Below are 14,013 nucleotides of genomic sequence, written 5' to 3'. Positions count from 1 at the left end.
GTTACTCCCGAACCTTGTGAACCTTGTCCGGCACATAGGGGTCGAAATAGGAGGCATCGACGACCCATTCCTGGAGATAGGCGGCAAACCGGATCATCCGCATCACGACCCCGTTGAAGAGGCTGTAGCCGGGCACCAGCGGCACCAGGGCGAGCCCGTTCGCCCGCGGCGTCGCGGAGGCCGCCAGCAGGAACACCACCGTGTCGATCCCCATCAGCCCGGCCTCGGCGGCGAGCAGGATCGCCGGCGCCAGGTCGCCATAGGTCGAGAACAGCCAGACGACGTAGAACGGCAGCGCGGCGGCCCCGAGGACGTTGAAGAACAGGAACTCGAACTGGTGCACCAGTTCCACGGGACGGAAGCCGACCGCGAACGGGTTGAGGACATCGGCGTGCTTGCGGTAGCGCAGGCGCACCGCGTCCCGCTCCCAGCGGAAGCGCTGGCGGGCGAGCGCCGGCAACGTCTCCGGCACCGCGGTGTAGCAGATGGCGTCGGCGGCAAAGGTCGTCGCCCAGCCGGCACGGCGCAGCCGCAGCGTCACGTCGAGGTCCTCGCCGCCCCCGGCATCGAGTCCGCCGACCTGGCAGAGCGCGCTGCGGCGGAAGGCGGAGAACGCGCCGGAGGCGCAGCTCACCTGGCCGACGAGGTCGAGGGCGGCCTTGCCGAGCGAAATGCTGATCAGATATTCGATCGCCTGGAACCCGGCGACGAGGCTGTTGCGGTGGTTGCGCACCAGGATGTTGCCGCATACCGCACCGATGCCCGGATCGGCAAACGGCTGGACGACGCGCTGCAACGCCCGGCGATCGAACAGGCAGTCGCAATCCACGTTGACGACGATGTCGCCGGAGCAGAGCCGCTCGGCGAGGTTGATCGCCGCCGCCTTGCCGGCCCTCAGCGCCGTGCCGTGGGCGCGCTGGATCAGCCCCTTGCGCTTCAGGTCCCGCAACCGCGCCGTCATGGCGTCGGTCGAGCCGTCGCTGACGACGACGATCTCGTCCGGCGGCAGGGTCTGCTCCCAGAGGCCGCGCACGCAGGCCTCGATCACGTCGCCCTCGTTGTTGCCGGCGATGACGACGCTGATCCGCCCGAGATCGCGCAGCCGCTCCGGCGGCGTGTCGGCAGGCCGGCGGCGCAGGGCCGCGGCGGCAAAGGAAAGCATGTAGCGCGGCACCTCGAAAAGGAGCACGAACCAGAACAGGCTGACGATGGAGCCGAAGCTCTGGGCCGTGAGGAAATCGAATCCGTCCGCAAGAACCGTCATCATCACGACAGGTCCCCCGGCCCGAAGACAATGACGACAGCCTGGGGATCGACTGCCAGGTGCTCGGCCGCGCCGGAGACGATGGCCTCGACATCGCCGCGCACGGCGTCCGGATCGGTCTGCCTGAGGAGCGCGAAATCATAGGCCTGGCCCTTCACCACCCGGGCCTCGGCCCCGAGGACGTGGCGCAGGTTTTCAAGGAACTGGCCGCGCAGCTCCGCGAACCGCCGCGGCCCGTGCTCGCGTTCGATCTCGCGCTGGGCCGGATAGGAAATGTCGAGGAGCGCGAACGGCGTCCCGTTTTCGTTGAAGCGCCGGGCCTCGTCGTTGAGCGCAACGACCAGTTCCAGCGGCAGTTCGGCAAAGCGCAGGGTCTGCTGGACAAAGCCGAGGAACGCCCGGCCCGCCTCGACGAAGCCGCTCGCCTCGTCGGTGAAGCGGAAACTCTCGATGTCGCGCGTGCGCACCGCATCGCCATCCGCATGGGCGCCGCAGGACAGGCACATGAACCCGACCGACGGCTCGGAGGTGGTGTGCCCGCAGCTCCCGCAAACGACCATCGTTCCGGGCTTGTCGTAGTCGCGCCCGAACGAGGTCAGCTCGCGCCGGCATTTCGGGCAGACCAGCGCGTCGCCGCGGCGGAAATCCGCCTCCGGCCCCTGATAGGCGCAGCGGTAATGGTGCAGATAGGCCTCGTCGGCGAGGTTCGACGACCGGCACTCGGGGCACTCCTCGCGGACGTTGAAATGGGACGAGCCGCAGGACGCGCATTCGTGGACGCGGTCGAAGAACGCCGCTGACAGCAGGCCGCGCTCGACCAGCTTGCGGGCCGTGCCGACCAGCCGCACCGGATCCATCGTGCAATTGTAACCGACCAGCATCGGCGAGCCGACGTCGTAGAACGGCATCAGCGGACCGCCGGCGACGACCATCCGGCCGAGCAGTTGCTCGCCGGGGTCCTCCGCATGGTGCAGGTCGGCGTGCAGTGCCGCACGCCGGTCGTGAAACCCCTCAATGAGATCACGCACCAGGTCGAGCCGGTCGCGCGCCAGCTTGGAGCAGTCGAGGTCGGCCTTGCCGGCAAGCGTGCCGGCCATGTCGATGACCGGAAGAAGATGCAGGCCCGTTGCCTGCCAGAGGGGCGCCAGGTCGGCCGGCGTCGCGGGCGCGCGCACCAGCACGGCATCGACGTCGCGCCCGCCCCCGCGCGCCTGAAGGCTGCGCGCGGCGAACCGTCCGGCCGCGAAATCGTCGGGCCAGCGTAGGAAATTGTAGCCGAGCCCGTAGATCGGCGAGCTGTCGTCCTCTGCCGGCAGCGGCGCTACCGCCGCAACCGGTGCCTGTACGGCCTTGGCCCCGTCCGGCGCCGTCGCGGATTGCGGAAGCGCCGCGCCGTCCTCCACGACCTTGCAGATGTCCTGGATGTTGACGGGCTTGGGCACCACCGCGTCGAAGCGCTCGCAATTGGCCTGGTGGGCCAGAAGGCCCTCGATGTCGGCGGTGATGGCGACGAAGCGGGGATGCGGCGCGTCGCCCGCCTCGTCGCGGAACCGCGAGACCACTTCCAGCCCGTTCATCTCCGGAAGATGGAAATCGAGCAGCGCGACGTCGTAGCTGCCCGAAAGAAGGGCCTTGAGCGCGGCCCCGCCGTCCCCGGTGATCGTGACCCGGTGCCCGCGCTGCTCCAGGACCAGCTTCAGGAGGTCCTGGGTGATCGAACTGTCTTCTGCAATCAGGACGTTTACCGCCCGCGCCGGCTCCGCTCGATCGTCGCCCCCGGTCGGTTTCCCAGCCTGCCTTTTCAACTCAACCACCCCTTGAGCAACCGCCTGCGCTTTGGCGCAAAACCGACGATTACCTCTTACTTCAATGTATAAGGCGGATGCGTATATGCTTTGTATCCGCGCAATATAATTGTCTACAACTATAAGATGCCATTCTTAGGTAAACAAAACATGTAAGAACGCAACCATCAGAAGTAAGATATATTTAAAGACTTAATCATAATATCCAATTGGGTGATTTTTACTGCGTAGAAGAATAATGTCGGCTAGAGTGTACGAATTGACAGAGCGTCAAACGAGGAGAACACCATGACGGTACCCGGTGCCCGGCGCATTCCGCTGCTATCTGGAATTGCGACGAAGGTCGCCGTATTCGCCGCCACGTTGGTGGTGTTCACGGCCGTGACGGTCGGCGTGCTGCAATACCGCCAGCACGTCGCCTATTGGCAGGACCACGAACGCCAGCGCCTCGACTTCGGCCTCAGGCAGGCCGCCCAGAACCTTCTCAATCTGGTCGAGACCGCTCGCCGCCAGACCCTCGCCCTGGCCGGCACGCCGCCGATCCAGCGCATCGCCAGCGCCACCAAATATGGCGGCGTCGATCCGTTCAGCGGCGACGACATCAAGACCTGGAAAGATCGCCTGACGCAGATCTTCCTGTCCCTGGCGCGCAGCAATCCCGAGCTCCTGCAGATCCGCTACATCGCGGTCGCCGAGAACGGCAAGGAACTGGTCCGGGTCGACCGGCGCGGCCCGAAGGTCGTGGCGATCGCCAACGAAGAACTCCAGAACAAGGGCGACAGGGACTACGTCACCGGAACGCTCAGTGCGCCGGTCGGGTCGGTGCGTCTTTTCGGTATCGACCTCAACCGCGAGCACGGGGAGATCGAGATACCGAAAAAGCCGGTCCTTCGCGTCGGAACGCCGATCTATGACGAAGCCGGCAGCCCGTTCGGCCTCATCGTCCTCAATATCGACATGCGTCCGGTGCTGGCCAAACTGCCGACCAATTTCGCGTCCGGCCGCAGCCTCTACGTCACCAACGAGAGTGGCGACTACCTCGTCCATCCCGATGTGGAAAAGACCTTCGCCTTCGACTTCGGCGGCGAGGTCCGGCTGCAGAACGACATCCCGGAGATCCGCAACCTGTTCGATCCCGCGGGCGATGCCGGCCAGGACAAGCCGGGCCAGTTGCCTGCCATCCTCAACGACAGCGTCGCCGCCTTCCACAAGGTCTATTTCGACGCTTCGGACCCGAACCGGTTCCTGATGATGGCCGCGTTCACGCCGGTCTCGCGCGTCTTTGCCGAGGATGCCGCCTCCCGCAACAAGACGATCGCCATCTCCGGCGCCCTCGCCATCGTCGGCGGGCTGCTCGCGATCTTTGCCGCCGGCCTGATCGTGCGGCCGCTGAAACGCCTGACCGGCGCCACCGCGCAACTCGTCCAGGGCCACGCCCTGGAAGAGATCGACATTCCGACGGACAGGCCCGACGAGGTCGGCGAGCTCGGCCGCGCGTTCCGCAACATGGCGGTGACACTGCGCGCCCGCGAAGACAAGCTCAAGGAAAAGCAGGAGAACATCCAGGCCATCCTGGAGACCGCCGTCAGCCCGATCATTGTCATCGACGAAAACGGGACGATCGTCGACGCCAATCCGGCAACGAGCACCCTTTTCGGGTATTCCGCGCAGCAATTGATCGGATCGGACATCACCATCCTGATGACGTCGGAGGACCGGGAAAAGCACAGCCAGTACATGCAGGAGCGCCACGACAGCCCGATCTTCAAGAAGAACGGCCGCGAGGCGCTTGCCCGCCACGCCGACGGCAAGACCATCCCGATCCACCTCGCCGTCAGCGAGGTGCGGCGCGACGGCCGCCGGCTCTTCGTCGGCATCGTCACCGATCTTTCCGAGCGCTATCGCTCCGAACGCCTGAAGGACGAGTTCGTCTCCACCGTCAGCCACGAACTGCGCACGCCGCTGACTTCCATCAAGGGCTCGCTCGGCCTGTTGAAGGCCGATGTGCTCGGCGATCTGTCGCCGCAGGCCAAGTCGATGATCTCGATCGCCCACACCAATTGCGACCGGCTCGTGCGACTGATCAACGACATGCTGGACATCGAGAAGATCCAGGCCGGCAAGATCACCTACGACTTCAAGCGGATCGATCTGGTCCCGTTCCTGGAACGCACGATCGAGGCCAACCGCTCCTACGGCGAGGAGTTCAACGTCGTCATCCGGCTCCAAAGCAGCGCGCCCTGGGTCCAGGTCCAGGCGGACCGCGACCGTCTCGCCCAGGTCCTCACCAACCTGTTGTCGAACGCGGTCAAGCACTCCCCGTCGGGTGGCATCGTGGAGGTCCGGGTCGCCGTCGACGCCGACCAGGTCCGGGTCAGCGTCGTCGACAACGGCCCCGGCATTCCTGCCGATTTCCGCGGCAAGATCTTCGGCAAGTTCTGCCAGGCCGACAGCGCCGACAACCGCCAGCGCGGCGGCAGCGGCCTCGGCCTGTCGATCGCCAAGGCGATCGTGGAGGACCACGGCGGCACCATCGGCTACGACACCGAGGTCGGCAAGGGCACGGAGTTCCATTTCGACCTGCCGGCGCTGCCGCCCTCCGCGGCGGGCCTGCCGCAGCCGGGCGGCGACGAAGCCGCGCCCCGCATCCTCATCTGCGAGGACGAGCCGGACATGCGCGGCCTTCTCAAGCTGATCGTGGAACGCATGGGCTTCAGCACCCAGACCTGTGCCAACGCGGCCGAAGCCAAGGAACTGCTGCAGCAGCACCGGTTCGCCGCCATGACCCTGGACCTGGAAATGCCCGGCCAGAACGGACTGCACCTCTTGTCGGAGCTGCGCCGCGATCCCAAGACCCGGAACCTTCCGGTCATCGTGGTGTCGGCCTTCGCCGACGGGTCGGCCAGCGACGCCGGCGAGAACCGGATGGACCATGTGGACTGGCTGGCCAAGCCGATCGACGTCGCCCAGTTGAAGCTGTTCGTCGGCCGCGCCGCCAATCCCCGCTCCGACCTGGCGCCGCGCATCCTCCATGTCGAGGACAACGAGGACCATCGCGACATCATCGAGGCAGTGATCGGCGACCGGGCGCAGGTGGATTTCGCGTCCAGCATCCGCCAGGCCCGCCAGAAGCTCCTCATCAACAGCTACGAGATCGTCATTCTCGACCTGGAACTGCCCGACGGGCACGGCCAGGAGCTGTTGCCGATGATCGAGGCGATCGGCGGGGACCGGCCCCATGTCCTGGTGTTTTCCGGCAGCGACCTGCCGGCCTTCCTGCGCCCGGACATCGACCGGAGCTTCGTCAAGTCGCAAGCGACCACGACGGCGATCCGCGAAGGCATAGCCGAACTGCTCAACACCCGGAACGGCGTTGATGAGACCGAAACAGAGGCCGGGCACCGGCTCGGCGAACAGATGGCTGGGGAGTGAGATGAGCGACGAATTGAAACGCATCACCTATGTGGAGGACGAGCCCGACATCCGGGCCGTCGCAGAACTCGCCCTGACCCAGATCGGCGGCTTCGAGCTCGATGTCTGCGTCGACGGCTTCGATGCGCTGAGGAAGACGCCAGAATTCCGTCCCGACCTGATCCTGCTCGACGTCATGATGCCGGGCATGGACGGCACGGAAACCCTCGCCAAGCTGCGCGAAATACCGGAGCTCGCCGACATCCCGGTCGTCTTCATGACGGCCAAGGCGCAGCGTCACGAAATCGCCGCGTTCCTGGAACTGGGTGTCCTGTCCGTCATCCCCAAGCCGTTCGATCCGATGACGCTGTCCAGTGAACTGAAGGACATCTGGAACATGCGGGTACCGCGGGACCAAGGAGTCCGAGACCATGCAGAAAGAACTGCGTGAACTGATCAGCCGCCACTGCCTGACGCTGACGGTGGAGCTTGAGGACATCAGCCAGTGCCTGGCGCGGCTCGATGCGCCGGGCGCCATTCCGGGCCCGGTCGTCGCCGAGGCCATCGGCCTGTCGCATAAGATCAAGGGCAGCAGCGGATCGCTCGGCTTTTCCAGCATCAGCGCCGCCGCTTCGCTGCTGGAGCACTATCTGAGGGGCATCAACCCGGAGGCCAACGCCCTGAGCCACGAAGAGCAGGAGGGAATTCAAGACCACCTGTCCTGCCTCAACCGGCTGATCAACTCCGCCTCGCCGCAGGATTCCGCGCTCTACAACATGCAGATCTGACCGACCGGCCGCCGCCGCTCAGGCGACGTCCTTCATGAAGTCGCGGAACCGGTCGGACGGCGGATTGGCGAACATCTCCGCCGGATCGCCGTCATGGGCGATGCGACCGTCATCCATGAAGATCAGCCGCGTGCCGACGCTGTTGGCGAACGCCATCTCGTGGGTGACGACGATCATCGTCATGCCCTCCAGCGCCAGCGCCCGCATCACGCCCAGCACCTCGCCGCGCAGCTCCGGATCAAGCGCCGAGGTCGGCTCGTCGAACAGCATCAGCTTCGGCCCGACGGCAAGCGCCCGGGCGATCGCCACCCGCTGCTGCTGGCCGCCGGAAAGCTCGTCCGGATAGTGGCCGCCGCGGTCGGCAAGCCCGACCCGGGCGAGCAGCTCGTCGGCCCTGGCGAGCGCCTCGTCCTTGGCCTTGCCGCGGGCGCGCCGTGCGCCGAAGGCGACGTTCTCGCGCGCCGTCATGTGCGGGAAGAGGTTGAACTGCTGGAACACCATGCCCGCCTCGACCCGCACCTTGCGAAGATCCGTCTTCGGGTCCGACATGTCGAACTGGTTCTCGATGATGAGCCGGCCGGCGCTGATCGTCTCCAGCCCGTTGATGCAGCGAAGCAGCGTCGACTTGCCGGAGCCGGACGGCCCGACGATGACAACCACCTCGCCCTGGTCGATGGTCAGTTCGATGTCTTTGAGGACCTTGACCTCGCCGAAATTCTTGTCGACGTGCTGGAAGCGCACCAGGCCCTTCATCTTGGCGCCGTTGCCGGCCTCGGTGGTCGTCTTGGTATCGGTCATAGGATCCGGATCCGCCTTTCGAGCAGCCGCAGCAGATAGGCGAGGATGGTGGTGACGGCGAGATAGATCAGCGCCACGGAGGTCCACACTTCCAGCGCCCGGAAATTGGTGGCGATGATCTCCTGGCCCTGGCGGGTCAGTTCGCCGACGCCGATGACGATGAACAGCGACGTGTCCTTCAGGCTGATGATCACCTGGTTGCCGAGCGGCGGCACCATGCGCCGGAACGCCAGCGGGCCGACGATATAGGCGATGTTCTGCCAGGAGCTGATGCCGAGCGCCTTGCCGGCCTCGATCAGCCCCTTGCTGATGGACAGCACCGCGCCGCGCACGATCTCCGCGATATAGGCGCCGGAGTTGAGCACGATGGCAAAGATCGCCGCATAGAGCGCCGCGACCCGAAGGCCGGTCGCCAGCGGCAGCGCGAAATAGATGAACATGACCTGGACCACCAGCGGCGTGCCGCGGATGGTCTCGATGTAGATCATGGCAATGCCGTTGATGAGAAAGTTGCCGTAGACCCTGGCAAGGCCGGCAAGCACGCCGAGCGCGATGCCGCCGATCAGCCCGAGGAAGGTGATCTGCAGCGTCAGCGCCAGCCCCTCCATCAGGACGGGGATCGAGTCAACGACAACGTCGAACTGGAAATCCATCGGCACCTCGCCGGAAAGGAGCATCGGACCGCGCGGGGCGCCGCAAGGGGAGGCTAGCGCCGGGCCGGCCGGTGGGTATCGGGTCAGGGCGTCGGGCCGGGACCCTTCTGGGACGCGCGGCCAAAAAAGGCCGGCGGCGGCAAGGACCGCCGCCGGTCGAGGCTACCTTACGAAGGGTCCTTGCCGAACCACTTCTTGTAGATCGTGGCGTAGGTGCCGTCCTCGATGATCTCCAGGAGCGCGATGTTGAACTTCTCGCGCAGCTCGCTGCCGGCCGGGAACGCCATGCCGTAGGTCTGGGCTTCCATCTCCGGCCCGACCGCCTTCATGGCGTCGCCGCCGGCGGTCTTGATGTAGTAGAGGATGTTCGGGGCGTCGTAGAGGGTGACGTCGGCATTGCCGGACCGGACCTCCAGATAGGCGCCGTCGATGTTCGGGAACTGCTTGATCTCGCCGGCGCCGAACTTCTTGGCGATGTCGACGCTTGTGGTGCCGGTCTTCACGGCAACGATCTTGCCCTTCATGTCTTCCGGCGCGTTGATGTCGTTGGTCTCGGAGCGGACCATCATCAGCACCGAGGTGTTGTAGTAGGGGTGGGAGAAGTCGATCGCCTTCTCGCGCTCCGCCTTGATGGTCATGCCGGCGATCGCCATGTCGATATTGCCGGTCTGCAGCGCCGGGATGATGCCGTTGAAGTCCATCGGCTTCAGCTCGTAGGTGATGCCGATGCGCTTGGTCAGCTCGTCGATCATGTCGATGTCGAAGCCGACATATTCGCCGTCCTTGCTGAACTCGAACGGCACGAAGGCGGTGTCGGTGGCGACCGAGATGTCGGCCGCCGCAGCGCCGCCGATCATCGTCGCGGAAAGCGCGGCCGCGGCAAGGGCGGTACGGGAGCGGGATAGAAGGTTCTTCAGCATCCGGATGGTTCTCCTGTGGTTCGTTCGGCGATAAGAGGACCGGCTCGGTCCTCCGGTCTTAAAGGTCCGGCTTCGTCAGCGGCCGGTTCTCGTTGGCAGGCGCCGGCTCCGGGTCCGGAGGCTCAACGGCACCGGCCGTGGATGTGATCAGCGCATAGTGTTCGGGCCGCCGGTGGCGGGCGAAATCGAAGACGGCGGTCTTGGATCGCCGCGTCAGGTCGAGGTCGCAGCGGCTAAAGGCGATCTCGTCGCCGTCGGTGGAACACATGGCGACGACCTCGCCGGTCGGCGAGATGATCGCGCTCTGGCCGACCATTGCCCAGCCGTCCTCGATGCCGGCCTTGGCAACGCCGACGACCCAGGTCCCGTTCTGGTAGGCGCCGGCCTGCATCGGCAGGTGATTGTGGAAATTGGCGAGATGGTCGTGCTCCGGCGCCATCGGATTATGAACGCAGGTGTTGTAGCCGCACAGGATCATCTCCGCGCCCTGCAGGCCGAGCACGCGGTAGCTCTCCGGCCAGCGCCGGTCGTTGCAGATGATGACGCCGAAGACGCCGCCCTCGTGGCGGAAGGCGCGGAACCCCTTGTCGCCGACCTCGAAATACATCTTCTCAAGGTCCTGGATCGGGTAGTCCGGCCGGTAGTCCTCGTGGCCCGGCAGGTGCACCTTGCGGTATTTGTGGACGATGCGGCCGGTGCGGTCGACGACGATCGCCGTGTTGTAGCGCCGTTTGCGGCCACCCTCATGGGCGATCTCGGCATAGCCGAGGTGGAAGCCGATGCCGAGTTGCGCAGCCGTCTCAAACAGCGGCCGCGTGACGTCGCCCGGCATCTCCGTCTCGAAATAGGTGGCTTCCAGCTCCGCCTCGTCGGCGATGTACCACTTGGTGAAGAAGGCGGTCAGCGCCAGTTCCGGGAAGACGACGAGGTCGGCGCCGAGGGCGTGGGCCTCGCGCATCAGCGCGACCATCCTTGCGACCGTCTTCTGCTTTGCGTCATTCTTGGAGACCGGGCCCATCTGGGCGGCGGCGACGCGGACGATCCTCGACAAGCTTCAACCCCGGCTGTGATTGCTGGTGCACAATTTATAGACAGATTAAATTGCGCTCATCGTTTGGGCACTGTATGACGCAAACGTTCCATGAGTCAAAGGCAAAAGAAACGATGGTTTCAGAGGGCCCCTCACGGGCACAGGAAAACAGAGACGTCGGCCCGCCGCGGCGCATCGACTACCGCATCTTCGACGTCTATTCGGAGCTGCCCGACACCCAGAAGCGCCTCGCCGACGCCGTGCTGGAATGCCGCGGCAGCTTTGCCAGCTATTCCGCCGCCGAGCTCGCCCGCATGGCGGACGTTTCCAAGGCGACCGCGGCGCGCTTCTTTCGCCGGCTCGGCTACGACAGCTACGAAGCGGCCCGCATCGAGGCCCGCGAGACGCCGCACTGGGGCTCTCCGCTCTACGACGACAGCCACGCCGCGAAGGAGCCGGAAGCGCGCCCGGAACCGGCCTCGGCGCTCGCCGACCATTTCCAACGCGACATCGACAATCTGAGCGCCACCCGCTCCTTCTTGTCAGAGGCCGACATCGCCGCCGCCGTGGAACGGCTGGCGACGGCGCAAACGGTCTGGGTCGTCGGGTTCAGGAACAGCTTCGCCCTCGCCCACTACGCCCGCGGGCTCCTCCTCAACGTGCGCGGCGGCATCCGCCAGATGCCGAGCCAGGCCTTCGACCTCGCCGAGGACATGGCCGGCATCGGCAAAAACGATCTGGTGCTGGTGGTCGGGTTCCGGCGCTGGCCGCGCATGCTCTCCGGCATCCTGGCGCTGCTATCGGCGCGCGGTATCCCGACCGTCCTGATCACCGACAAGACGGCACCCGGCACGGAACTGCCGGCCGACATCACGCTGCGCTGCCAGAACCGCGGCGCCGGCATGTTCGATTCCTACGCCGCCGGCATCAGCCTGTTGAATTACCTCGTCACACAGGTCGGCGAGGCGCTCGGCGGCAAGGCGCGGAAGCATCTGGAAGAGGTCGAGGACCTCCACGACGCGCTCGGGGATATCTGAGGCTTCGGCTCACACCCCGCCGCTGTGGACGATCTCGTAATAGATCGCCTCAAGCTCGTTCTTGTGCTTGGTCTCTTCGTTGGCGAGGAACCGGAAAAGGTCGTGCACCGGCCCCGGCGGCGTGCGGTCCGCCAGCACCGTGTACTGCTCCATCGCCGCATGCTCGCGCATGAGCGCGTATTGCAGCACCGCCTGGTCGTCCGGCTTCTCGCCGAGGTCGGGAAGGTGCACGCAGTCGGAGAATTTCCGGTCGCTCGCCGGCCGCTCGATCTCTTGCCTGACGAGGTCGCCGAGGTCGTCGCGTTTGGCGAGGTCCGCAAAGAGATCAAAATGCTCCTGCTCCTCTTCGGCCAGTTCCTCCACCAGATAGCGGATGTTCTTGGAGACCTTCGGAACGAGGTCCTTGTAGAAATCCCGCGCCGTGCGCTCGAACTCCGTCGCCACGTCGAGGATGTCCTTGAGGTTGGTGAGCGGCTTCAGCCGCTGGTAGCCGCGTCCTTCCGGCATCACGACAGCTCCTTTGCCTTGAGGACCGCATCCATGCTCGCCGCCACCCGGTGGCCGTCGGCAACGGCGTGGACGACGTCCGGGCCGTTGACGCAGTCGCCGGCGGCCCACAGCCACGGCTCGGAGGTCCGCCCGTCGGCATCGACGGCGATGCGGCCGCGGTTCCATTCCAGCTTTTCGGTGAGGTCTTCGCCGAGGAGCGCGACGTCCGCCGCCTGGCCGATGGCCTCGATCACCATCTCGCCAGCGTGGATGCGCTCGTCGCCCTCGTCATAGGTCGGTGCGAAGCGGCCCTTGTCGTCGAAGATGGAAACGACCTTCCAGGTCTTCAGGCCCGTGACGTTGCCGGCCTCGTCGACCAGCACCTCTTGCGGGCCGCGGGCGTCAAAAATCTCGATCCCCTCTTCGAAGGATTCCTTCACCTCCTCCGGATCGGCGAGGAAGTGCGAAAAGTCCTCCAGCGCCGTCACCGTCATGCCGACTTCGCCATAGGTCTGCTTCTGCAGCCGGGCGAGGCTGCGGGCGATGTCCATGGCGACGTTGCCGCCGCCGATGACGACGGCGGTCTTCGGCACGTCGATGGTCTCGCCGTCGGTGATGGCGCGCAGGAGGTCGACGGCCTTGGCGACCTTCGGACGGTCGGAGCCCGGAATGCGGGTCGAACGGCCGAGATGGAGGCCGATGGCGACGAGCACCGTGTCGAAGTCCTTTTCAAGCGTCGCCATCGTGACCTTGTCGCCGATCGGCGTGTCGCATTCGATCGTAACGCCCATCGCCCGGATCACATCCACATCGGCATCGAGCGCGTCATAGGGCAGCCGGTATTCCGGGATGCCGTAGCGGGTCATGCCGCCGGGGTGCTTGCGCGCTTCGAAGACGGTGACCGCATGACCCATGCGGGCAAGGTCGAAGGCCGCCGTGAGCCCCGCCGGGCCGGCGCCGACGATGGCCACCTTGTGGCCGGTCTCGCCCGCCGGCCGGCCGATGATGTCCACAAAGCGGTCGCGGTCGACGTGGTCGGTGACGTGGCGCTTCAGCCAGCGGATGGCGATCGGATCGCCCTCGTGGTGGACGGCGCAGACGGTCTCGCATTTGTGGGTGCAGACCCGGCCGCAGACCTGGCTGAACGGGTTGGTCTCGTAAAGAAGCTTCAGCCCCGCCTCGTAGTCGCCCTCGCGGATGGTGGCGATATAGTCCGGGATCGACATGTGCGCCGGGCAGGTGGCAACGCAGAGCCCGCAGGCGACGCAGCGCTCCGCCTCCGCCCGTGCCTCATCTACCGAATAGCCGTCGACGATCTCCTCGAAGTTCCCGATCCGCCGCTCCGGGTCCATCTCGCGCATGACGATGCGCTCCGGCGGCGTCAGCCGATGGCCGTCCGGCCGGTGATAACCGAGGTCTGCGTCGTCCCAGGACTTGTGGTCCACGCCCGGGACGAAGCGGAACGCGTCCGGGTCGCTGTCGATCCAGGTATATTCGTTCGACATGGTCAGCGAGCCGGTCATGCAGACGTCGACACAGAGCGCGCACCAGCAGCAGCGGCCATAGTCGATCTGCGGCCTGAGGCCGGAATCGCCCTCTTTCGTCTCGATGCCCTCGACCGGCACCATGTCGATGGCCGCGTTCTGGCAGATCGCCTCGCAGGTGCCGCAGCCGATGCACTCCGCAACGTCGTTCTTGTGAAAGCCGCGATAGCGCGCCGCCCCCGGCCGCTCGGTCAGGGGATCGCGCACGGTGACCGGATCGCGAAAGAGGTTCTTCCAGGCGGTGAAGGGGGAAAGGACGTCCTGAACGGTCATG

The 14,013-nt window shown here is 65.8% G+C and carries 12 protein-coding genes; 4 read left to right on the top strand and 8 right to left on the bottom strand.

The window, feature by feature from the left end; all coding sequences use genetic code 11:
- Position 1: 1 nt before the first annotated feature.
- Entirely contained in the window at positions 2-1,264 is a 1,263-nt protein-coding gene (locus M2319_RS17195; protein WP_264602691.1) for a glycosyltransferase family 2 protein, read from the bottom strand.
- 2 nt (positions 1,265-1,266) lie between these two features.
- On the bottom strand, positions 1,267-3,069 hold the full coding sequence (locus tag M2319_RS17190; RefSeq protein WP_264602690.1) for a TackOD1 domain-containing metal-binding protein: 1,803 nt from the start codon (positions 3,067-3,069) through the stop codon (positions 1,267-1,269).
- Positions 3,070-3,357: 288 nt separating this feature from the next.
- Here M2319_RS17190 and M2319_RS17185 point away from each other — a divergent pair, with 288 nt between their 5' ends.
- The 3 genes from M2319_RS17185 to M2319_RS17175 are packed head-to-tail and all read left to right on the top strand — an operon-like array spanning position 3,358 to position 7,268.
- Positions 3,358-6,501 (top strand): ATP-binding protein, encoded by a 3,144-nt coding sequence (locus M2319_RS17185; protein ID WP_264602689.1) that lies wholly within the window; start codon positions 3,358-3,360, stop codon positions 6,499-6,501.
- Between the two features lies 1 nt (position 6,502).
- Positions 6,503-6,931, top strand: a complete 429-nt coding sequence (locus M2319_RS17180; protein WP_264602688.1) for a response regulator — start codon at positions 6,503-6,505, stop codon at positions 6,929-6,931.
- Entirely contained in the window at positions 6,912-7,268 is a 357-nt protein-coding gene (locus M2319_RS17175; protein ID WP_264602687.1) for an Hpt domain-containing protein, read from the top strand. Before M2319_RS17180 ends, M2319_RS17175 begins: the two co-directional genes overlap by 20 nt.
- 18 nt (positions 7,269-7,286) lie before the next feature.
- Here M2319_RS17175 and glnQ read toward each other — a convergent pair whose 3' ends face one another.
- From glnQ to M2319_RS17155, 4 genes are all read right to left on the bottom strand, one after another.
- Positions 7,287-8,066, bottom strand: a complete 780-nt coding sequence (gene glnQ, locus M2319_RS17170) for a glutamine ABC transporter ATP-binding protein GlnQ (protein ID WP_319801792.1) — start codon at positions 8,064-8,066, stop codon at positions 7,287-7,289.
- Positions 8,063-8,719: a glutamine ABC transporter permease GlnP gene (gene glnP / locus M2319_RS17165; protein WP_264602720.1), complete on the bottom strand. Its 657-nt coding sequence runs from the start codon at positions 8,717-8,719 to the stop codon at positions 8,063-8,065. Before glnP ends, glnQ begins: the two co-directional genes overlap by 4 nt.
- A gap of 167 nt (positions 8,720-8,886) precedes the next feature.
- Positions 8,887-9,639, bottom strand: a complete 753-nt coding sequence (gene glnH, locus M2319_RS17160; protein ID WP_264602686.1) for a glutamine ABC transporter substrate-binding protein GlnH — start codon at positions 9,637-9,639, stop codon at positions 8,887-8,889.
- A gap of 58 nt (positions 9,640-9,697) precedes the next feature.
- The gene (locus M2319_RS17155) at positions 9,698-10,690 is read right to left on the bottom strand and encodes an N-carbamoyl-D-amino-acid hydrolase (RefSeq protein ID WP_264602685.1); all 993 of its coding nucleotides are present in this window, start codon (positions 10,688-10,690) and stop codon (positions 9,698-9,700) included.
- Between the two features lie 113 nt (positions 10,691-10,803).
- Between M2319_RS17155 and M2319_RS17150 the strand changes: the two genes are divergently transcribed.
- Positions 10,804-11,706 carry a MurR/RpiR family transcriptional regulator gene (locus M2319_RS17150; protein WP_264602684.1) on the top strand — a complete coding sequence of 301 codons (903 nt, stop codon included), beginning with the start codon at positions 10,804-10,806 and terminating at the stop codon, positions 11,704-11,706.
- Between the two features lie 9 nt (positions 11,707-11,715).
- On the opposite strand, the gene M2319_RS17145 is transcribed toward M2319_RS17150, so the two are convergent.
- Both M2319_RS17145 and M2319_RS17140 read right to left on the bottom strand, forming a co-directional pair.
- On the bottom strand, positions 11,716-12,213 hold the full coding sequence (locus tag M2319_RS17145; protein WP_264602683.1) for a ferritin family protein: 498 nt from the start codon (positions 12,211-12,213) through the stop codon (positions 11,716-11,718).
- Positions 12,213-14,012 carry an FAD-dependent oxidoreductase gene (locus tag M2319_RS17140; RefSeq protein WP_264602682.1) on the bottom strand — a complete coding sequence of 600 codons (1,800 nt, stop codon included), beginning with the start codon at positions 14,010-14,012 and terminating at the stop codon, positions 12,213-12,215. Before M2319_RS17140 ends, M2319_RS17145 begins: the two co-directional genes overlap by 1 nt.
- Between the last annotated feature and the right edge of the window lies 1 nt (position 14,013).

Source organism: Rhodobium gokarnense (assembly GCF_025961475.1).
GTDB classification, from domain to species: Bacteria; Pseudomonadota; Alphaproteobacteria; order Rhizobiales; family Rhodobiaceae; genus Rhodobium; species Rhodobium gokarnense.
Note: the sequence above shows the minus strand (reverse complement) of the source record. Positions and strands in the feature narration are given on the sequence as shown.